This window comes from Streptomyces sp. 2323.1, assembly GCF_900221035.1.
GTDB lineage: Bacteria > Actinomycetota > Actinomycetes > Streptomycetales > Streptomycetaceae > Streptomyces > Streptomyces sioyaensis.
The window spans coordinates 764175-786072 of sequence record NZ_LT907981.1; the positions used below are offsets into that span (position 1 = coordinate 764175).

Annotated in this window: 12 protein-coding genes; 10 read left to right on the plus strand and 2 right to left on the minus strand. The window is 71.4% G+C overall.

Features of this window, described 5'->3' with window-relative positions:
* Positions 1-59 precede the first annotated feature (59 nt).
* Positions 60-5303, minus strand: coding sequence for a type I polyketide synthase (locus CPH93_RS02715; RefSeq protein ID WP_443031425.1), 5244 nt, complete (start codon positions 5301-5303; stop codon positions 60-62).
* A 134-nt stretch (positions 5304-5437) separates the two neighbouring features.
* Complete coding sequence (locus CPH93_RS02720) at positions 5438-11065, minus strand: type I polyketide synthase (RefSeq protein WP_096211814.1); 5628 nt, start codon at positions 11063-11065, stop codon at positions 5438-5440.
* A 407-nt stretch (positions 11066-11472) separates the two neighbouring features.
* Here CPH93_RS02720 and CPH93_RS02725 point away from each other — a divergent pair, with 407 nt between their 5' ends.
* The 10 genes from CPH93_RS02725 (at position 11473) to CPH93_RS02770 (ending at position 21760) form a co-directional block, all read left to right on the plus strand.
* Entirely contained in the window at positions 11473-12387 is a 915-nt protein-coding gene (locus CPH93_RS02725; protein ID WP_096211815.1) for a proline iminopeptidase-family hydrolase, read from the plus strand.
* The gene (locus CPH93_RS02730) at positions 12384-13589 is read left to right on the plus strand and encodes a cytochrome P450 (protein WP_096211816.1); all 1206 of its coding nucleotides are present in this window, start codon (positions 12384-12386) and stop codon (positions 13587-13589) included. Before CPH93_RS02725 ends, CPH93_RS02730 begins: the two co-directional genes overlap by 4 nt.
* Positions 13586-13810: a ferredoxin gene (locus tag CPH93_RS02735; RefSeq protein WP_331716977.1), complete on the plus strand. Its 225-nt coding sequence runs from the start codon at positions 13586-13588 to the stop codon at positions 13808-13810. Before CPH93_RS02730 ends, CPH93_RS02735 begins: the two co-directional genes overlap by 4 nt.
* Positions 13811-13894: 84 nt before the next feature.
* Positions 13895-14842: an ACP S-malonyltransferase gene (locus CPH93_RS02740; protein WP_173909701.1), complete on the plus strand. Its 948-nt coding sequence runs from the start codon at positions 13895-13897 to the stop codon at positions 14840-14842.
* Positions 14843-14900: 58 nt separating this feature from the next.
* Positions 14901-15152 (plus strand): acyl carrier protein, encoded by a 252-nt coding sequence (locus CPH93_RS02745; RefSeq protein ID WP_093487546.1) that lies wholly within the window; start codon positions 14901-14903, stop codon positions 15150-15152.
* 52 nt (positions 15153-15204) lie between these two features.
* Positions 15205-16839 (plus strand): AMP-binding protein, encoded by a 1635-nt coding sequence (locus CPH93_RS02750; protein WP_096211817.1) that lies wholly within the window; start codon positions 15205-15207, stop codon positions 16837-16839.
* 67 nt (positions 16840-16906) lie between these two features.
* On the plus strand, positions 16907-18421 hold the full coding sequence (locus CPH93_RS02755; protein ID WP_231977522.1) for an AMP-binding protein: 1515 nt from the start codon (positions 16907-16909) through the stop codon (positions 18419-18421).
* The gene (locus CPH93_RS02760) at positions 18418-19707 is read left to right on the plus strand and encodes a decarboxylase (RefSeq protein ID WP_096211819.1); all 1290 of its coding nucleotides are present in this window, start codon (positions 18418-18420) and stop codon (positions 19705-19707) included. Before CPH93_RS02755 ends, CPH93_RS02760 begins: the two co-directional genes overlap by 4 nt.
* Entirely contained in the window at positions 19704-20213 is a 510-nt protein-coding gene (locus CPH93_RS02765; protein WP_107470857.1) for a cobalamin B12-binding domain-containing protein, read from the plus strand. Before CPH93_RS02760 ends, CPH93_RS02765 begins: the two co-directional genes overlap by 4 nt.
* A gap of 104 nt (positions 20214-20317) precedes the next feature.
* Positions 20318-21760 (plus strand): methylaspartate mutase, encoded by a 1443-nt coding sequence (locus CPH93_RS02770; RefSeq protein WP_096215275.1) that lies wholly within the window; start codon positions 20318-20320, stop codon positions 21758-21760.
* Positions 21761-21898 lie beyond the last annotated feature (138 nt).

Here is a 21898-nt window from a genome sequence, read left to right on the forward strand (position 1 = left end):
GGGAACTGCGCATGCGGGAGGTGCGGGAAGTGGGGTGGAAGGTGGGGACGGTCGACGGGTCAGGAGAGCCCGAGTTCCTTGTCGAGGAAGTCGAAGACGTCCTCGGCCGACGCGGTGTCGAGGCGGTCGGCGACGGTGGGCCCGTCCGCCGGTGCGCTGCTCCCCGCGTCGTGGCCCTCGTCGCGTCGCGCGTTGAGCCGGGTGACAAGTTCCTGGAGCCGGTGGCTGATCCGGCTGCGTTCGATCTCCGCGGCCGAGAGGGACGCCGCAACGGATTCGATGCGTTCCAGTTCGGCCAGTACGGGTACGGCGGGCGCCGCTCCGCTCGCGCACAGTTCGGCGTGCAGATGGCCGGCGAGGACGTCGGGGTTCGCATAGTCGAACAGCAGCGTGGCCGGGAGCTTCAGGCCGGTGACGGTGCCCAGCCGGTTGCGGAACTCGACGGCGGTGAGCGAGTCGAATCCCAGCTCGTTGAAGGCCCGGCCGGACTGCACCGTGCCGGAACTCTCGTAGCCGAGGACCAGCGCCACCTGTCCGCGCACCAGGTCCAGGATTTCCCGTCGCTGCTCGCCCTCGGGGAGCGCCGACAGCCGGACGACCAGGTCCGAGGGCGCTTCGGTCGCGCCGACCGGCCCTCCGGTGGCGACGGCGGCGCCGGCCCGTACCTCGGGGAGGCCGGCGATCAGCGGGCTGTGCCGGTTCGCGGTGAACGAGGCGGCGAGCTGCGGCCAGTCCGCGTCGAGGACGCCGACGCAGGCCGCCGAGCGGTCCAGGGCCCGCTGAAGGGCGGTCAGACAGAGTTCGGCGTCCATCGGGGCCAGGCCGCGCCACCAGGAGCGGTCCTGCGAGGCGTCCTCGCCCGCCATGCCGCCCCCGTCCCAGGGACCCCAGGCCACCGAGGTGGCCGCGAGGCCCAGGGCCCGGCGGTGCTGGGCCAGGGCGTCCAGGTAGGCGTTGGCGGCGGCGTAGCTGCCCTGTCCCGCGCTGCCGAGCAGCCCGGCGATCGAGGAGAAGGTGACGAACGCGGTGAGGTCGCGGTCCCGGGTGAGTTCGTGCAGATGCCGGGCCGCGGTCACCTTCGGGCGCAGCACGCCGGCGAGCCGGTCGGGCGTGAGGGACTCCAGTACGCCGTCATCCAGTACGCCCGCGGTGTGCATGACCGCGGTCAGCGGCTGGTCCTCGGGCAGATCGTCGAGCAGTGCGGCCAGCGCGGTACGGTCGGCGACGTCGCAGGCGGCCACGGTGACCCGGGTGCCGAGGGCGGTCAGTTCCGCCGCCAGCTCGGCGGCGCCCGGTGCCTGCGGGCCGCGGCGGCTGGTCAGTACGAGATGGCCGGCGCCGGCTCGGGCCAGCCAGCGGGCGACGTGGGCGCCGAGGGCGCCGGTGCCGCCGGTGATGAGGACGGTGCCGTGCGGCTGCCAGCCGGCCGTGCCCGGAGTGGCGCCCCCATCGGGAGTGGCGGTCCCATCGGGAGTGGCGGTTCCGGCCGCTGACTCGGTCACGGTGTCGCCGCTGCCCGCGATGCTGCTGTCCGCGGGCACATGCACCAGCCGACGGCCGAAGGTTCCGGAGGCGCGGACCGCGATCTGATCCTCCGCGCCGGAGCCCGGTTCACCGCTCCCGGTGCCCGTCAGCGCCGAGACGACCCGACCCGCCGTACGGTCGTCGGGCGTGGGCGGCAGGTCGATGAGTCCGCCCCAGCGCTGCGGCTGTTCCAGGGCGATGACCCTGCCGAGGCCCCACACCTGGGCCTGCTCCGGATGCGGCAGTTCCTCCGCGCCGCCCACCGCGACCGCGCCGGTGGTCAGGCACCACAGGGGGGCCTCGATCGCCGCGTCGCCCAGGGCCTGGGCGAGCGCGACGGTGGCGGTCAGGCCGCGGGAGGCGGCGGTCTCCTCCCCCGGGGCACCGGAGCCGTCGGCGTCCTCGTCGAGCGCGAGGAGGGAAATCACCGCGCGTACCGGCACGTCCGCGCCACACGCCTCGCGCAACCGGTCGGCGAGCGCGGACCGTCCCCCATCAGCTTCGGTGGGGTTCGAGAGTCCGGTCGTGTCCACCGTCAGGTGCCGGTGCTCCGCGCCCCAGCTGCGCAGCGCCTCGCCGAGCCGGTCGGCCCAGAGCCGGGCGGCCGGTTGCTCCGGGGCGACGACGAGCCAGGTGCCGGCTGTCGCGGCCGCGTCCGGGCCGGGTTGGCCGAGCGGCTGCCAGTCGATCCGGTAGCTCCAGGCGTCGGCCGTCGCCTCCTTGACCCGGTGGGTGCGCCAGGACGCGAGCAGGGGAAGCACGGCGCCCAGTGCTTCCCGCTGGGCGTCGGTTTCCGCATGCAGCGCCCCGGCGAGCGCACCGGTGTCGGTACGCTCCACGGCGTCCCAGAAGGCCGAGTCGCCCGCGCTTCCGGCCGCAGACCCTGGGGCCGGGGCAGAGCCGTCGGCGGCGCCGTCCTGCCACCAGTAACGCTGCCGCTGGAACGGGTAGGTGGGCAGCGGTACGCGCCGGCCGCCCCAGCTCTCGGCGACCGCATGCCAGTCGACGGCCGTGCCGCGTACGTGGAGTTCGGCCAGTGCGGTGGTCAGTGCCTGCGGCTCCGGGCGGTCGGCGCGCAGGACGGGGATGTACGCCGGGTCGGCCGGGCCGCCGGTGGAGGGCGGGCCCAGCGGGGCGGCGGCGTCCGTCGCGCACTGTCGGGCGAGGGCCGTGAGGGTGGCGCCGGGGCCCAGTTCGACGAAGGTGCGGACGCCGAGTTCGCGCAGGGTGGCGATGCCGTCGCTGAACCGGACCGTCTCGCGCGCGTGCCGTACCCAGTAGTCGGCGGAGCTCAGCTCACCCTCGTCACAGGGCTTTCCGGTGAGGTTGGACACGACCGGGATCCGCGGCGCGGCCGTCGGGAGGTCGGCGACGACCTTCCGGAAGTCCGCCAGCATCGGGTCCATCCGAGGCGAGTGGAAGGCGTGGCTGACGCGCAGTCGTGACGTCTTGCGCCCCTGCTCCCGCAGGTGGTCGGCAGCCCGCTGGACGGCGTCCTCGTCGCCGGAGAGCACCACGGCCGACGGACCGTTGACGACTGCGACACCGAGTCGCTCACCGAGCAGCGGTCGTACGTCGTCCTCGGACGCCTCGACGGCGAGCATCGCGCCACCCTCGGGCAGGGCCTGCATCAGCCGGCCGCGGGCGGCCACCAGCGTGCACGCATCGTCCAGCGTGAACACTCCCGCGACATGCGCTGCGGCGATTTCGCCGACCGAGTGGCCGATCAGCAGGTCGGGGCGGACGCCCCAGCTTTCCAGCAGCCGGAACAGTGCGACTTCAACGGCGAAGAGCGCGGCCTGTGCGCAGCCCGTCCGGTCGAGTCGGGCCGCCGCCTGCTCCGCGCTCGCCGCTGCCTCATGACTCCACATCATCTCGCGGATCGGCTGTTCGAGCTGCCTGTCCAGTGCCTCGCAGACCGTGTCGAGCGCCGCCGCGAACGCGGGCTGGTCGGCGTACAACTCCTGTGCCATGCCCAGGCGTTGGGCACCCTGGCCGGTGAACATGAAGGCGGTCCGGGCGGCGGGTCCCTGCGGTGTGCCGCGCACCAGTCCCGCGACGTCGTCGCCGGCGGCCAGCGCGTCCAGCCGGCGCAGCAGACCGTCCCGGTCATCCGCAACGACGACGGCGCGGTGGTCGAAGGTGGCCCGGGTGGTGGCAAGCGAGAACGCGACGTCCGCGGCGCTCGCCGGCCGCTTGTCCTCGCTCCCGGCCGCGGCGGGCTGGGCCGTGGCGGCGATGAGGTGGGTGCGCAGCCGGCCCGCCATCTCCCCCAGCGCCCGGTCGTCACGCGCCGACAGCAGCCACGGGAGGGGCTGCGGGTCGGCGGCGGTGAGCGGGGACGGCGCAGGGGCGGCGGCCGCCTCGGGAGCAGCGTCGGCGGGCGCTTGGGGAGCGGGACCGGCGGGCGCTTCGGGCGAGGGGGCGGGCGCCTCCTCGATGATGATGTGCGCGTTGGTGCCGCTCAGACCGAACGAGGAGACCCCTGCCCGGCGCGGCCGCTCGCTCTCCCACGCCACCGGCTCGGTCAGCAGCCGTACGTGCCCGGCCGACCAGTCGACCTGCGGCGTCGGCTCGTCCACATGCAGCGTGCGGGGCAGCGTACGGTGCTGGATCGCCTGCACCATCTTGATGATGCCGCTGACTCCGGCGGCAGCCTGGGCGTGCCCCATGTTCGACTTGATGGATCCGAGCCACAGGGGGCGTTCGGCGGGGCGGTCCTGGCCGTAGGTGGCGATCAGGGCTTGGGCTTCGATGGGGTCGCCGAGGACGGTGCCGGTGCCGTGTGCTTCGACGGCGTCGATGTCGGTGGCGGTGAGGCCGGCGTTGTGGAGGGCCTGGCGGATGACGCGTTGCTGGGAGGGGCCGTTGGGTGCGGTGAGGCCGTTGCTCGCGCCGTCCTGGTTCACGGCGGAGCCCCGTACCACCGCCAGGACGGGATGCCCGTTACGGCGGGCGTCGGAGAGACGCTCCACCAGCAGCACACCCACCCCCTCACTCCAGCCCGCGCCGTCCGCCGCACCCGCGAAGGACTTGCAGCGGCCGTCCACGGCGAGACCACGCTGCCGGCTGAATTCGACGAACATCTCCGGTCCCGCCATCACGGTCACGCCCCCGGCCAGTGCCAGCGAGCATTCGCCGTTGCGGAGCGACTGCGCGGCCAGATGCAGTGCCACCAGCGACGACGAGCACGCGGTGTCGACCGTGACCGCCGGCCCCTCGAAGCCGAAGGTGTAGGCGACCCGCCCGGACACGAGGCTGCCGGCCGCGCTGCCGCCCGCGTAGTCGTGGTACATCAGCCCGGCGAACACCCCGGTCCGGCTGCCCTTGAGGGCGGCCGGGTCGATGCCCGCCCGCTCGAACGCCTCCCAGGTGGTTTCCAGCAGGAGCCGCTGCTGGGGGTCCGTCTCCGGCGCCTCCCGGGGGCTGAGCCCGAAGAACACCGGATCGAACTCCGCGGCGTCGTAGAGGAATCCCCCCTCGCGCACATAGCTGCGCCCGGGGCGGCCGGGGGTCGGATCGTAGAGCGCGTCCGTGTCCCAGCCGCGGTCCGTGGGGAACTGCCCGATCACATCGGTGCCCTCGTCCACCACCCGCCACAGTTCCTCGGGCGACGTCACGCCGCCCGGGTAGCGGCAGCCCATCCCCACGATCGCGATCGGCTCGTGCCTGTCGTCCTCGACCGCGCGCAGCCGACGCCGGGTCTCCTGGAGGTCGGCCGTCGCACGCCGAAGGTACTCTCGCAGTTTCTGGTCGTTCGCCATCGAAGTGTGAGCCAATCTCGGGCGGTGGGTGGATCCCGGGGCGTCGTGGAAAGCGGTGGTCGGTGGTGATCCGTAATCGGTGGTGATCCGTAATCGGTGGTGATCCGTGATCGGTGGTGATCGGGGACCGGATGGTGCCGGCGCGGGGGCTACGGCAGTCCGAGCTCTCCGTCCAATGCGGCGAACAACTCGTCGTCGGTGGCCGACTCGTAGTCCGCGGGGGCCTCGGCGTCCGCCGCCGTGCCACGTCGGTCCCGCCATTTGCGCACCAGCACCTCCAGCCGTGCGGCGACTTCGGTGTGCTCCTCGTCGCGGTCGTCGGCGTCGGCGGGCGAGGACAGCAGCACCGACTCCAAGCGGTCGATCTGGTCGATCAGTGATTGTCCGGAGGACAGGTCCGGCACCAGTTCGGCAGCCAGGTGCGCGGCCAGCACGGCCGGCGCCGGGAAGTCGAAGACGAGGGTCGCGGGCAGCCGCAGTCCGGTGGCCGCGTTCAGCAGATTGCGCAGGTCCACGGCCGCCAGCGAGTCGAACCCGATGTCCTTGAACGCCCGGTCCGGGTCGACGAGTTCGCCGCTGCCGTGCCCGAGCACCGCTGCCGTGTTGTTCCGGACCAGGTCCAGCAGGATGAGAGCGCGGTCGGATTCCGGCAGGCCGGCCAGCCGCTGCGAGAGTGCGTCGGCGCCCGCCGTCGGGGCCGCCGAGGCCGACACCGCGCGGCGCATCGGGGTGCGGACGAGCGTACGCAGCAGCGCCGGGACCGTACCGCCCTGCGCGCGCAGCGCCGCTGTCTCCAGGCCGACCGGGACCAGGACGGAGGCGTCGTCCACCGCCATGGCCGCATCCAGCAGCGCCAGCGCCCGGGCGGTCGGCAGCGGACGCATCCCCATCCGCCGCATCCGCTCCAGATCGGCCTCGGCCAGTTGCCCGGCCATGCCATGGGTGTCACCCCACAGGCCCCAGGCGAGCGAGAGGGCGGGCAGGCCCTGAGCCGTGCGGTGACGGGCGAGCGCGTCGAGGAAGACGTTCGCGGCGGCGTAATTGGCCTGGCCCGCACCGACGAAGAGGCCGGCCGTGGACGAGAACAGCACGAATGCGGCGAGAGGTTGATGCTGTGTCAGTTCATGCAGATGCCAGGCGGCGTCCGCTTTGGGCCGTAGCACCGCGTCGATGCGGTGCGGGGTCTGCGTCTCGATCAGACCGTTCTCGGTCACTCCGGCCGTGTGGATCACCGCGCTGAGGGGGTGGCCGGCCGGGATCTCGGCGAGCAGCTTCTCCAGCGAGGTACGGTCCGCGACATCGCATGCCACCGGCAGCGCTTCCGCCCCCAGCTCGGCCAGTTCCTGCTGCAGGGCAAGCGCTCCCGGCGCCTGCTCGCCGCGGCGGCTGACCAGCAGCAGCCGGCGGGCGCCGTGCCGGGTCACCAGATGCCGGGCGACGGCAGCACCGAGGCCACCGGTTCCGCCCGTGATCAGCACGGTGCCCTCCGGGTCCCACTGCCCGCCTCCGACGGCATCAGCGGCCTCGGAGGCGGCACTCGGCTGTTCCCTCACCAGCCGCGGTGTCCACAACCGGTCCTCACGAAGGGCCAGTTCGCTGCCGTCGTCCGCGGCCGCTACGGCGGCTCGCAGCCGGCGCCCGGAGGCCGGCGTGCCGTCCCAGTCGAGCAGCAGCAGCCTGCCGGGGTGCTCGGCCTGCGCGGAGCGCACCAGACCCCACAGCGGAGCGGACACCATGTCCACCACGGTGCCGGGCGCCGAGTCGGGGCCGGCCGCGCCACTGGTGAGGATCACCAGCCGGGAGTCGGCGAACCTCGGCTCGGCCAGCCAGTCCTGCACGGTCGCCAAAACCCGGGTGAGGGCGGTACGGACGCGGTCCAGCAGGTCGGCGTCGCTGCCGCTCTCGGGATCGTCACAGGCGAGAGCCACCACATCCGGTACGGGACCGGCCGCTGCGGTGAGCGCAGCGAGATCGGGGAACACCGGGACGTCGGCTCCGAGAGCTCCGGTGAGCCGAGTATCCTCTTCGACTCCCACGACCGCCCAGCTGGCGGCCACCGAGGAGTCACCCCGCGGCTCCTCGACCTCGACCGGGGACCACCCCGCCCGCTCGTTCCAGCCAGGCCGCAACAGAGCATCGTCGTCGGATCCGGCCACGGCCAGCTGCTCGGCACTGACGGCCCGCGCGGCCAGCGAACGTATCGCCATCACCGGCGTACCGGCCGAGTCCGTGACCAGCACCGATGCCTCGTCCGGGCGGTGGGACGTCACCCGCACGCGCAGCGAGGTGGCACCCGTCGCGTGCACCGTGACACCGCTCCACGCGAAGGGCAGCCGCGGACCCTCGGCGCTGCCCTGATCGTCGGCCTCATGGAAGAGGTTGGCGTGGAGTGCCGCGTCGAGGAGGGCGGGGTGGAGGGTGAATGCGGCGGCGTCGTGCTGAGATTCCCGCGGCAGCGTGATTTCGGCGTAGGTGGTGTTGTCGTGCTGCCAGGCGGCTTGGAGGCCTTGGAAGGTGGGGCCGTAGTGGTAGCCCTGGGTGGCGAGTTGTTCGTAGGCCTGGTGGAGGAGGACGGGCTGGGCTCCGGGCGGTGGCCAGACGGTGAGATCGTCCGCTGCGTCGCCGGCCGGCAAGGGGGCGAGAGTACCGGTGGCGTGGACGGTCCACGGCATATCGGCGCTGCTGAGGCGCGAGTGGATGGTGACGGTGCGTCGATCGGCTGAGTCGGGTGCGCCGACCGTGAGGTGCAGGTGGACGGCCTCAGCAGGCGGGAGGACCAGTGGTGCTTGGAGGGTGAGTTCTTCGAGGTGGGGGGTGGCGGTGTGGTGGCCGGCGTGGAGGGCGAGTTCGACGTAGGCGGTGCCGGGCAGGAGGGTGGTGCCCATGATGGTGTGGTCGGCGAGCCAGGGATGGGTCTGGGTGCTGATGCGTCCGGTGAGGACGGTGGTGTCGGTGCCGGGGACGGTGACGAGGGCACCGAGCAGCGGGTGGTGTGCGGGGGCCTGGCCGAGGGTGGTGGCGTCACCGTTGTCGGGTGCGGCTTCGAGCCAGTAGCGGCGGCGTTGGAAGGGGTAGGTGGGAAGGTCGACGGGTTGGGTGGGGGTCGTGGTGTGGAGGGTGGTCCAGTCGACGGGGTGGCCGTTGGCCCATAGGCGGGCGAGTGCGGTGAGCGTTTCGCTCGGCTCGGGGCGGTTGCGGCGCAGGAGGGGAATGAAGAGGTGGGTGGAATCGTCAGGAAGAGCCGTGGGGGCCATGGCCGTCAGGACCGCGTCGGGGCCGATCTCCAGGTAGGTGGTGACGCCGTCGTCGGCCAGAGCGCGTATCCCGTCGGCGAAACGGACCGCCTCACGGGCATGGGTGACCCAGTACTCGGGGGTGGTCAGCTGGCCCGCTGTGGCGGTGCGGCCGGTGACGTTCGAGACCACCGGGATACGGGGCTCGGAGTAGGTCAGACCCGCCACTACCGTGCGGAACTCGTCGAGCATCGGGTCCATGAGCGGGGAGTGGAAGGCGTGCGAGACCTTCAGGAAGGACGTCTTGCGGCCTTGGGCTCGTAGGTCCTGAACCACTGCGTTGACGGTGTCTTCGGCTCCGGAAACAACCACCGCCTGGGGTCCGTTGATGGCGCCGATCGCCGCGTCCCCAGCACCATTGAGCAGCGCCCGTACCTCCTCCTCGCTGGCCTGAACGGCTGCCATGACCCCACCCTCGGGCAAGGCCTGCATCAGCCGCCCACGGGCAGCCACCAGCGCACACGCATCCGCCAGCGACAGCACCCCGGCCACATGGGCCGCCGTGATCTCACCGATCGAGTGTCCGGCCACCACGTCAGGGCGCACGCCCCAGGACTCGACGAGCCGGAACAGCGCCGTTTCGACCGCGAACAGGGCGGGCTGCGCGTACTCGGTACGGTCCAGCAGAGGGCTCTCCGCCGACCCGTCCGCTGCGAACAACACCTCCTTCAAAGGCCGTTCAAGCTGAAGGTCGAGATGTCCGCAGGCCTCATCCAGCGCCTCCGCAAACACCGGGAACGCCTCATACAGCTCACGCCCCATCCCCGCCCGCTGCGCGCCCTGCCCGGTGAACAGAAACGCCAGCCGCCCCTCAGCCGCCACACCCCGGACCACGCCGACCGCATCCTCGCCGGCGGCTAACGCAGTCAGCCCGGCTATCAGCTCAGCCCGGCCCGCACCCGCGACCACCGCACGATGCTCCAACTGCGCTCGCGACGTCGCCAGCGCATGCCCCACATCCCCCGGGGCCGGAGCATCCGCACCCTCCAACAGGCCGAGCACCCCGGCCGCCTGCGCGCTCAGCGCCTCGGCCGAACGGGCGCTGAGCACCAACGGCGGCACCGGTCCCGTCGAGGCGGGACGTTCCGATATCTCGTCCGCCGCCGGAGCCTCCTCGATGATCACGTGCGCATTCGTCCCACTGATCCCGAACGAAGACACCCCGGCCCGGCGCGGCCGTTCGTTCTCCCAGGTCACGGGGTGGGTGAGCAGCTCCACACGGCCGGCGGACCAGTCCACCTTCGACGACGGCGCGTCCACGTGCAGGGTCTTGGGCAGCACGCCATTACGCATCGCCATGACCATCTTGATGATCCCGGCGACGCCCGCCGCAGCCTGCGTATGACCCAGGTTCGACTTCACCGAACCCAGCCACAACGGACGCCCCTCCGCACGGTCACGCCCGTACGTCGCCAGCAGTGCCTGCGCCTCGATCGGGTCACCCAGCTTCGTACCGGTGCCGTGTGCTTCGACGGCGTCCACCTCGGCCGGTTGCAGGCTCGCGTTGGCCAGGGCCTGCCGGATCACCCGCTGCTGCGAGGGGCCGTTCGGGGCCGTCAGGCTGCTACTGGCGCCGTCCTGGTTCACCGCGCTGCCGCGTACCACCGCCAGGACGCGGTGGCCGTTGCGCCGCGCGTCCGACAGGCGCTCCACCAGCAGGACGCCGACACCCTCGCCCCAGCCGGTGCCGTCCGCGGCCTCGGCGAAGGCCTTGCAGCGGCCATCGGCGGCCAGACCGCGCTGCCGGCTGAACTCGGTGAAGGTGTCGGGCGTCGACATCACCGTCACACCGCCGGCCAGGGCCAGTGTGCACTCGCCGTTGCGCAGCGCCTGCACCGCCCAGTGCAGGGCAACCAGCGACGACGAGCACGCGGTGTCCACCGTCACCGCCGGGCCCTCCAGGCCCAGCACGTAGGAGACCCGTCCGGATACGACGCTGCCGGAGTTGCCGTTGCCGATGTACCCGTCGACGTCGTCCGGGAGGGTGGAGAGACGGGATGCGTAGTCGTGGTACATCACGCCGGCGAAGACGCCGGTGCGGCTGCCGCGCAGCGTGTGCGGGTCGAGTCCGGCGCGTTCGAAGGCTTCCCAGGACGCTTCGAGGAGCAGTCGCTGCTGCGGGTCCATCGCCAGCGCCTCGCGCGGTCCGATGCCGAAGAACTCGGCGTCGAAGTCGGCGGCGTCGTGCAGGAATCCGCCCTCGCGGGCGTAAGTCGTGCCGGGCTTGTCGGGCTCCGGGTCGTAAAGCCGCTCGATGTCCCAGCCACGTCCGACGGGAAATTCGGTGATGCCGTCGCCACCGGCGGCCAGCAGCTGCCACAGCTCCTCGGGGGAGGTGACGCCGCCCGGGTAGCGGCAGCTCATACCGACGATCGCGATGGGCTCGTGCTCCCTGCGCTCGGCTTCGCGCAGCCGGCGGCGTGCCTCCCGAAGGTCGGCCGTCGCGCGCTTGAGGTAATCGAGAAGTTTCTTCTCGCCTGACACCCAAGAACCCCCTGAACCCGGAATGTAGCCGGAACCCGGTCTGATGGATCTCCGTACGCCGAGCCGGGAATTTCTGCGTTCCGCGCTCACGCCGGGACCTGACGAGCATCCGCCACCTGTGCGTACCTCTGCGGATTGTCCGTCCGAACGCTACGGGCGGGCCTCCCGGACAACCACCCTTAGCTCCCCCTAGGTACCCCTATCGGGGGGCACGGGACGACGACCCCTAACGAAATTCCGGAGGCCCGAAAGGCCTTTGGGTGGGGTGGCGGAATCTCTCAATCAGCTATCGGTGCACGGGATTTCGGCTAAGGGGTGGTAGGGGGTGACAGGGGTCTGCCCGGCTACCTTGCTGCTATAGCGTTCTCAGCGTTGAAGGCTGCGAAACATTGACTTGGGGTAGGAAGATGCCCGCGCCACAGATTGTCAAAGGAACCGCCCCTTTCGGCGACCACGAGACGTGGTTCCGCGTCAGCGGCGATCTTGCATGCGGACGTCCGCCCTTGGTCGTCCTGCACGGTGGTCCGGGGAGTACGCACGACTACCTGCTGCCTCTGGCGTCCCTGGCGGCGGCCGGCTGGCCGGTCGTGCACTACGACCAGCTGGGGAACGGCGGATCGACCCGACTCCCGGACCGCGGGGCGGACTTCTGGACCGTGCGGCTCTTCCGGGAGGAGCTCGACAACCTGTTACGGCATCTGGGGGTGAGCGACGAGTACCTCCTCTTCGGTCAGTCCTGGGGCGGGATGCTGGCCGCGGACCACGCCGCCGACCGGCCGGCCGGGCTCCGCGGGCTGGTGATCGCCAATGCTCCGGCGTCCATGCCGCTGTGGTTGCGGGAGATGGACGTCCTCAGGAAACAATTGCCGCCCGAGGTGCAGGAAACCCTGCTGCGGCACGAGGCGGCGGGCAGCACGGACACCGCCGAATACTTCGCGGCCATGCGGGTCTTCTACGACAGACATGTGTGCCGCATCCTGCCCTGGCCCCGGGATTATCTGGCCACGTTCATGGAGATCAATGACGACCCGACCGTCTATCACGCCATGAACGGGCCGAATGAATTCCATGTCATCGGCACTCTGCGGGACTGGTCGGTCGAAGACCGGATACCGCATATCGACGTACCGACGCTATTGATCAGCGGGCGTTACGACGAGGCCACGCCGGCCACCGTACAGCCCTATTTCGACCGTATCCCGAACGTCCGCTGGGAAATCTTCGAGGAGTCCAGCCATATGCCGCATCTCGAAGAGCCGGAGCGTTTCACTTCGGTCCTGGTCGATTTTCTGAGTGAACTCAAGGAAGGAGCGCGCGGGTGAACACTGCTCATGAGGTTCGCGCCTATCCGTTCAGCGAACCGGACCGGCTCACGCTTGACCCGATGTACGCGCAGTTGCGCACCCAGGAGCCGCTGAGCCGGGTGCAGTTCCCGCTCGGCGAGCCCGCCTGGCTGGCCACCCGCTACCAGGACGTCCGTACCGTCCTGGCCGACCCCCGGTTCAGCCGGGCGCTGGCCAAGACGCGTGACCAGCCCCGCACCCACCCCGACGAGCATCTGGACGATGGCCTGGTCGGCATGGACGCGCCGGATCACGCACGGCTGCGGAAGCTGGTCGCCAGGGCGTTCACCGGACGCCGGGTGGAACTGATGCGCGCCGACACCGAGCGCATCGTGGAGGGCCTGGCCGACACCATGGTCGAGCAGGGCGGTCCGTTCGAGATGGTGGAGAACTTCGCCATCCCGGTGCCGGTCACGGTGATCTCCGAGATGCTCGGGGTGCCGGCGGCGGACCGTCCCCAACTGCGCGGCTGGTCCGAGGCGATGGTGTCGACCACCGCGCTGCCCTGGGAAGAGATGGAGCGCAACGCCAAGGAGCTGTTCGCCTACATCGGGACGCTGGTCGCGGAGCGCCGCCGCAACCCCACCGAGGACCTGCTCGGCGCGCTGGTGAAGACGCGGGACGAGGACGGCGACCGGCTGAGCGAGGAGGAGCTGGTCATGCATGTGACCGGTGGCCTGCTCATCACCGGCACCGAGACGACCGCCTCGCAGATCCCCAACTTCCTCTACGCCCTGCTCAGCCACCGCGATCAGTGGGAACTGCTGTGCGCCCACCCGGAGTTGGTGCCCCGCGCGGTCGAAGAGCTGGTGCGCTGGATCCCGCTGAACTACTCCGCGATGTTCGCCCGGTACGCCCTGGAGGACGTCCAGTTCGGCGACGTCACGGTGAAGGCCGGCGAGCCGGTGCTCGGCTCGGTGGCCTCGGCCAACCGCGACCCGGAGATCTTCGAGGACCCCGACCGGCTGGACCTCACCCGCGAGCACAATCCGCACATCGGCTTCGGTCACGGTCCGCACCACTGCCTGGGTGCCCAGCTGGCCCGGATGGAGCTGCAGAGCGTGCTGAGCACCCTGATCACGAGGTTCCCGACGCTGGACTTCGCCGACGGCGCGGACGGTGTCATCTGGAAGCAGGGCATGCTGGTGCGCGGCCCCAAGAAGCTGCGGGTGACCTGGTGAGCCGGTGGGCCCTCGCCGTCGACCGGACGGTCTGTATCGGCGCCTCGGTGTGTGCCAACTATGCGCCGGAACACTTCGAGTTGCGGGCCGGCAAGTCCCATCCGCGGGTCGCCACGACCGATCCCGACGAGGCGGTGCTGGACACCGCGGAGACCTGCCCGGTGTCCGCGATCACGGTGCACGACACCGACAGCGGCACGCTGCTCGCACCCGAGGAGTAGGCCGCCCCTCCCCTGCCAGGTTTGTCGTCCGCTGTTGTCATCCGCTGTTGTCGTCCGTCTGTACGCCTCGGAAGGACCGTCCACATGTCCACCGCTTCCCGGACCGGTACCGCGATGATCTTCCCCGGCATGGGGCCCACTCCCTTCGCAGACGTCGGGAAGTTCATGGTCATCAACCCCTTCGCCCGGAAGCTGGTCGCCACCGCCGACCGGGTGCTCGGATATTCCCTGGTCGACCGGTACCGCCGGACCGAGGGCGACTACAGCGAGTACGCCCAGGTCGCCTTCATGGTCAACTCGCTGGCACTGGCCCAGTGGGCCCAGCACACGCTGGGTGTCGAGGCCGAGCTGTGCACCGGGCCGAGCTTCGGCGAGAAGCCGGCCGCCGCGTTCTGCGGCGCACTGGACTTCCCCGACGCCGTCCGCGCCACCGCCGGGTTCGCGCGCCTGCTCACTGACTACTTCAGCACCGAGTTCACCGATCTCGTCACCCACTCGTTCGTCCGGGTTCCCGAGGACCAGCTGCGTGAGGTGCTCGGGGAGCTGGACGAGCGCGGGGAGACGTACGAGATCTCCTGCTACATCGACGACGACTTCTTCATGCTGACGCTGCGCGAGCACAACCTCGCATGGCTCTCCCCCCGGCTGCGCGCGATGGGCGGCATGTCGCTGTACACGATGCGGCCGCCGATGCACTGCTCGGCGTTCGGGGGACTGCGTGAGCGGGCCGAGCACGAGGTCTTCGGCCCGCTGGAGTTCGCCGATCCGACGGTCCCGGTCATCGCTGACCAGGACGGTGCCCTGATCACCACGGGCGAGGGGGTGCGCACGATGCTGCTGGACAGCTGTGTGCGCCCGATGCGGTGGCCCGCGGTCGTCGGCGCCCTGTGCGAAGCCGGTGTCGGCACCGTGTGTGTGGCGGGCCAGGACAGTCTGTTCGGCCGGGTGCGGCGGACGACGGACCACTTCGAGGTGGTGCCGGTCACGTCGCGGCTGGCGCTCCAGCCGCGGCCACAGCCCGCACGTACCTGAACCTCCCTCGCTTCTTCTCTACCGACTGCGCCTCCCGACTCCCTGAAAGGCCATCACCATGTGGGACCAGAAATTCGAGGACCTGCTGCGCGGGTTCCTGCCGTTCCTGGGCGCCGACGAGCCGCTCGCCCAGGACACCGCGCTGCGGGATCTGGGGCTGGATTCGCTCGGCATCGTCGAGCTGCTCGCCGCGCTGGAGGACACGTACCAGGTCCGGTTCCAGGACGACGCGCTCAGCCAGGCGACGTTCGAGACGCCCGGCGTGCTGTGGAAGGTCCTCTCCGGGCTGGTCGAGGACCAGGCCGCCTGAGCCCGACGGGGCCGGCCCGTTGGACACCCCAGTGAGCATCGAAGGAGGAGCAGTGGACCCGACCGTGGAAGCGGCGCTGCACGGGCGTTTTCTGCGCGGGGTCGACCTGGCGCCGCGCAACGACGCGGTGCGGGTCGGAGCCGACTCGATCAGCTACGAGCAGGCACATGAGCTGGCACTCGTCTGGGCGGGTGCGCTGCTGCGTGCGGTGCGCAAACCGCCGGGCACCGTGGCGGTGCTGGCGGCCAAGGGCGTCCGCGCGTACGTCGGCATCCTGGCCGCGCTGTACGCAGGGGCCACCGTCGTACCGCTGCAGCCGGGCTTTCCGCCCGCGCGCACCCGCCGGATGATGCAGGCCGCCGGGGTGTCCGCGGTTATTACCGACGAGGCCGGCTGGGGCCAGTTACCGGAGCTGCTGGCGCCCGGCCCGGACGGTGAGCAGCCCTTCGACCTGGGCGGACCGGACGAGGTGCTGCCCGTCCTCGCACCCGGTTGCCCGGCAGGTACGTACCCGGGCGTCGGCCGGATCGTTGCGGAGCCGGCCGGGGCGCTGAGCGCGCCGCGTGCGGTGCGGCCGGCCGATGCGGCGTACGTGCTGTTCACTTCCGGGTCGACGGGCCGGCCCAAGGGCGTGCCGATCAGCCATGGCAGTGCCGCGCACTACTTCCGGCTGCAGGACGAGCGCTACGACTTCACGCCGCAGGACGTCTTCTCCCAGACCTTTGATCTCAACTTCGACTGCGCGATGTTCGACCTGTTCTGTGCCTGGGGCGCCGGGGCGACCGCGCTGTGGGTGCCGCCCGGCGCGTACCGCGAGCTGCCCGCCTTCGTGGCGGAGAACCGGATGACGGTGTGGTTCGCCACGCCCAGCGCGATCCCGCTGGTGCGCCGGCTCGGCGGACTGGCTCCCGGCGCGCTGCCCGGACTGCGCTGGAGCTTCTTCGCCGGCGAGGCGCTGACCTGCCAGGACGCGGCGGACTGGCAGGCGGCGGCGCCGCAGTCGACGCTGGAGAACCTGTACGGCCCGACCGAGCTGACGATCACCATCGCGGCGCACCGCTGGCAGCCGGGGCGTTCCGCCGGCATCGCGGTGAACGGTGTGGTGCCGATCGGCCGGGTGAACGGCGGCCATGACCACCTGCTGCTCGGCGAGGACGGCCAACTGACGTCCCGTGAAGGCGAGTTGTGCGTGACCGGGCCGCAGCTGACGTCCGGCTATCTGGATCCGGACGACAACACGGGCCGCTTCCTCAAGTACGGCGAGCGGACCTGGTACCGCACCGGTGACCGGGTACGGCGGATCGGCGCGGACGGTGAACTCGCCTATCTGGGGCGGCTGGATTCACAGGTGCAGATCGCCGGCTGGCGGGTGGAGCTGGCCGAGATCGACCACGCGCTCCGCGGCTGCGAGGGGGTGACCGACGCCGTCACGGTCGATGTGAACACCGCGTCGGGCACCGAACTCGCGGTCTTCTACACCGGTTCCGTCGTGCCGCTTTCCGTGTTCGCCCGGCAGCTGCAGGCAGTGCTGCCCCAGGGCATGACGCCCCGGCACTTCTGGCGGCTGGATGCCTTCCCGCTCAATTCCAACCGGAAGACCGATCGCGGTGTGCTGCGGGCCCGCGCCGAGGAACGGCTGCGCCGCACCACCGACACCACCCGCAACACCAGCACGCCGACGACCTGACAGGAGAAGAGCGTTGGACAGCACTTCCGGCTGGGACGGCACGTCCGGCGCGGCACACGGGGTTCCCGTGCCGGGCCACCGTCATGACAGCCTGGTTCACACCCTGCTGGACGAGGCCGTGGCGTCCTCGCCTTCGTCCGCGGCGGTCAGCGACGCCGAGGGGCAGTGGAGTTACGCCCGCCTGGACGAGTACAGCCGCGCGGTCACCGACTGGCTGGCGGCGCAGGGGCTGGGCCCGGGCGACCGCCTGGTCGTACAGCTGCCGACCAACCGCGAACTGGTCGCCCTGTTCTACGGAGCATCGCGGCGCGGCGTCGTCTTCGTACCGCTCAATCCCCACATGAAGGAGTACCACCTGCGGTCGGTCCTGGCGAACGCCGAGCCCGCCCTGGTGCTCTGCGCGGAGGGACAGCTCGCCACGTTCAGCACGGTCACCGCGACCCCGGTCCATGAGTTCGGCGGTGTGTGGAGCGAGGTCGAGAAGATCGCCGACCGGGGCCCGCGCCCGGACACGGCCGTCGAGGTCGCACCCGACCGGCCCGCCGTCCTCGTCTACACCTCGGGCAGCACCGCGGCCCCGAAGGCGGTGATCTGCCCGCACGCGCAGATCACCTTCGCCACCCGGTCGATGGTGCAGGTGCTCGGCTACCGCCCCGACGACGTGGTGTTCTGCCGCTTCCCGATGTCCTGGGACTACGGCCTGTACAAGGTGTTGATGTGCGCGGTCGGGCGCAGTTCGATCGTGCTGGCCGATGCCGAGTCGGACCTGCGGCTGCTGACCGCCATCCGGGAGTGCGGGGCGACCGTCGTACCGATCGTGCCGTCGCTGGCTGCCATGATCGCCACGCTGGCGCGCCGGACCGAGCATCCCGCGCCACTGGTGCGGATGTTCACCAACACCGGTGCGGCGCTGCCCCAGCCGGTCATCGAGACCCTGCGGGACGCCTTCCCCGGTGTGCGCGTGGTGCGCCAGTTCGGCCAGACCGAGTGCAAGCGGGTCTCCATCATGCCGCCGGACCAGGACCATGAGCGGCCGGACTCGGTGGGTCTGCCGCTGCCCGGCACCCGGGTCCTGGTGCTCGGCGAGGACGGTGAACCGGTCCCCGTGGGGGAGACCGGCGAGATCGTCGCCGTGGGACCGCATGTGATGCCCGGCTACTGGCGTAATCCGGAAGTGAGCGCGCGCACCTTCCGCCGTCACGCGCCCACCGGCGAACTCCACCTCCACACCGGGGACTTCGGCTCGCTGGACGAGGACGGCTATCTGTATTTCCAGGGGCGCCGGGACGACATGTTCAAGCGCAAGGGCATCCGGATGAGCACCCTCGAAATCGAGGCCGCCGCCATGGACATCCCCGGCGTGCGGGCCGCGGCGGTGCTGCCGCCGTCGGACCGGCACGATCTGGCGCTGTTCGTGGAGTCCGATCTCGCGCCGCACGCGGTGCTGCGTGAGCTGGCGGGCCGGCTGGAGCAGCAGAAGGTGCCCGCGGTCTGCCGGGTGCTCAGCGATTTTCCCCTCACTCTGCACGGCAAGAACGAGAAGAAGCAGCTCGCGGAGCTGCTCGACGGGAGCGACCAGTGAGCCGGTACATCGAGCTGGCCGAGCGGTACGGCACCCCGCTGTACGTCTACGACCTGGACCGGGTGACCGCCGCGCGGCAGGACCTGCTCGATGCGCTGCCCGAGCAGTTCAGCCTGTTCAGCGCGGTCAAGGCCAACCCGCACCCCGAGGTGCTCCGGGCCCTGGGCACGGGCGACGGGCGGATCTGCCGGGCCGAGATCAGCTCGCTGGGCGAGCTGGCCGCCGCGCTGGAGGCCGGCTGTGATCCGGCGCAGTGCCTGTACACGGGCCCGGGGAAGACCGACGGCGAGCTGGCCGCGGCGCTGGCCGCCGGAGTCCGGCTGTTCTCCGTGGAGTCCCGCACCGACCTGGAGCATGTGGGGGCCGCCGCCGACACCCAAGGTCTGGTGGCCGACTGCCTCCTGCGCATCAACAGTGCCTCGGCCAGCGCCACCACCAGCATCCGGATGACCGGCACACCTTCACAGTTCGGCATCGACGCCGAGACGCTGGGCGAGGTGCTGCCCCACCTGCGCGCCGTACCCGGCACCCGCCTCGCCGGCGCACACTTCTTCCCGCTGAGCAACGCCAAGGACGAGGACAGCCTGGTCGCGGAGTTCCGGCACACGCTGTCGGTGGCCGCCGACTTGCAGCGCGAACACGGGCTTCCCCTGCGGTTCCTGGACATCGGCGGCGGTTTCGCCGCCCCCTACGCGGTGCCCGGTGAGCGACCGGTGTACGAAAAGCTGCGCGAGCGGCTGGAGAGCACGCTCGACGAGCTGTTCCCCGACTGGCGCCAGGGCACCCCGCACTTCGCCTGCGAGTCCGGCCGCTATCTGGTGGGCGACAGCGGTGTGCTGCTGACCCGGGTGGTCAACATCAAGGAGAGCCGCGGTCGTACGTTCGTCATCCTGGACGCCGGCATCAACACGTTCGGCGGGATGTCGGGCCTGGGCCGGCTGCTGCCCGTGGCGGTCGAGCCGGAAGGTCCGCAACAGGCCGCGGAGATCGAGGCCGGCACGGGGCTGAGCGCGAGCCTGGTCGGACCGCTGTGTACCCCCGGCGACGTACTCGGCCGCCAGGTGGAGCTGCCCCGGCTGCGCGTCGGCGACCTCCTCACCATCCCCAACGCCGGCGCGTACGGCCCCACCGCGAGCCTGCTGATGTTCCTGGGCCGGCCGGCACCCGCCGAGGTGCTGCTGCGCGACGGCAAGGTGGTGTCCGCGTCCCGGCTGGAGCACAGCAGGGTCCCGGTGGCGCCACTGGCCGGCCGTTCCGCGATGCCGGCCGGCGGAGGGCGGGCATGACCCTGCCCTCCCGCGAGCTGGCCGGCCCGGTGCAGCCGACGGCGGATGGCACCCGCGCGTCAGTGGATCCCGCCCCGGCCAAGCGCCGGCAGACGGTCCTGGTCAGCGGCCTGGCCTCGGACTCCCACACCTGGAACCTGGTCTTCCTCCAGCTGCTGATCGAGGAGCAGGGCTACGACGTGGTGAACCTGGGCCCGTGCGTCCCGGACGAGCTGCTCGTACGGGAGTGTCTGGAGCGCGCGCCGGCCCTGCTCGTGATCAGCAGCGTCAACGGGCACGGGCACCAGGACGGGGTGCGGGTCATCCGGAAGCTGCGTGCCGAGCGCGCGCTGGCCGCCCTGCCCGCGGTCATCGGCGGGAAGCTCGGCATCGCCGGCGCCGAGCGCACCGACCATGTGGCGGAGCTGGTCGAAGCGGGCTTCGACAGCGTCTTCGAGGACGGCGCGCAGGAGATCACCGCCTTCCGGCGCTTCATCGGCGGCATACCGCAACGAGCGCTGTCGTGAGCGAACGCGCCGCCGCGGCACCGAGGGACGGTCGGGGCCGGCGGGAGACCGGCCGGCCGGCCGTCCCGCCGGGCGTCGCCACCGGGCGTACGGAAACCGCGCCCGTGCGGCCGGGGGCCGCGCCCGTGCGGACGACCACCGGCCCGGGTCCTCGGGTCGGCGACTTCGGCGCGTTCGTACGCCGCGCGCACCAGGCCGGACGGCTCGTGGTGCAGCCGCGCATGGGGTTCGGCGAACCCGCCACCATGCGCGCGGGGCTGCACGCCACCCGGTACGCCGACGCCACCACGGTCGGCACCCTCACCCTCGACAGCTACACCCGGGTCGGGGACCTCGCCGCGATCGGGACCGCGTTGCGCGACGGGACCGGCCTCAATGGCTTCCCCATCGTCAGCTACGACGTCGAGATCACCCGCGCGGTACTACAGGGCCTGCACGCCGACGACTTCCCGGTGCAGGTCCGGCACGGCTCCGCGGCACCGTTCGACATCTTCGTCGCGCTGATGCGCGCCGGACTCAGCGCCACCGAGGGCGGTCCGGTGTCCTATTGCCTGCCGTACGGGCGCACCCCGCTGGACGAGTCGATGCGCAACTGGGAGCGCAGCAGCGCGCTGTTCACGCAGCTGCGCGAGCGGGGCGCCAGTCCCCACATGGAGACCTTCGGCGGCTGCATGCTGGGACAACTGTGTCCGCCGAGCATGCTGGTCGCGGTCAGTGTCCTGGAGGCGGTGTTCTTCCACCGGCTCGGCATCGACGACCTGTCCGTCAGCTACGCCCAGCAGACCAATGCCGTGCAGGACCGCGAGGCGGTGCACGCGCTGCGCAGACTGTGCGCGGAATTACTGCCGGACGCCGACTGGCACGTCGTGATCTACGCCTACATGGGCGTGTATCCGCGCACCCCCGAAGGCTGCTACCGCCTGCTCGGACAGGCCGCCGAACTCGCGGTCACCACCGGCTCGGAGCGGCTGATCGTCAAGACCGTCGCCGAGTCCCAGCGCATCCCCACCATTGCGGAGAACGTCGCCGCGCTGGAGTACGCGGGGCGGGTGGCGTCGCAGGCCGTCGGGGGGCCGGGGGGCGGGGGCCCGGCTGACAGGGGCCCGGCGGCCGCGACCGGGGGCTCGCAGCAGTACGACTCGCAAACGTACGCCGAGGCGCGGGCCCTCGTGGACGCGGTGCTGAACAGCCATCCGGACCTGGGGCATGCGCTGCTGCTCGCCTTCAAGCGCGGCTACCTGGACATCCCGTACTGCGTGCATCCGGACAACGCCGGCCGCAGCCGCAGCTACATCGACGGTGACGGCTGGCTGCGCTGGGCCGACACCGGCTCGCTGCCCCTGGCCGATCTGGTGGACGGCCGCCGGTCCCGTCCCGTCACCTCGTCGGACCTGCTCGAAGCGCTGTCCTATGTGCAGCGCAGCTACGACGAGCCGTCCCTGTGGGGCGATTCGCCGCACACGGCGGGCCCGCCTGTGGCCCCGCCCTCAGCCCCGTCCGAGGTGCGCCCGCCAGCCCCGTCCGAGGAGGGCCCGCCCTTGCCATGACCGATCCCGGTGACCGATCCCGGTGACCGATCGTCCGGTCGCACACCGCCGCCTGCCCGGCCCCCGGCCGCCGGACGTCCGACTGCCCCGCCTGCCTGCTTCTTCGCCCGCGGAATTTTTTTGGAGTGCACCACATGA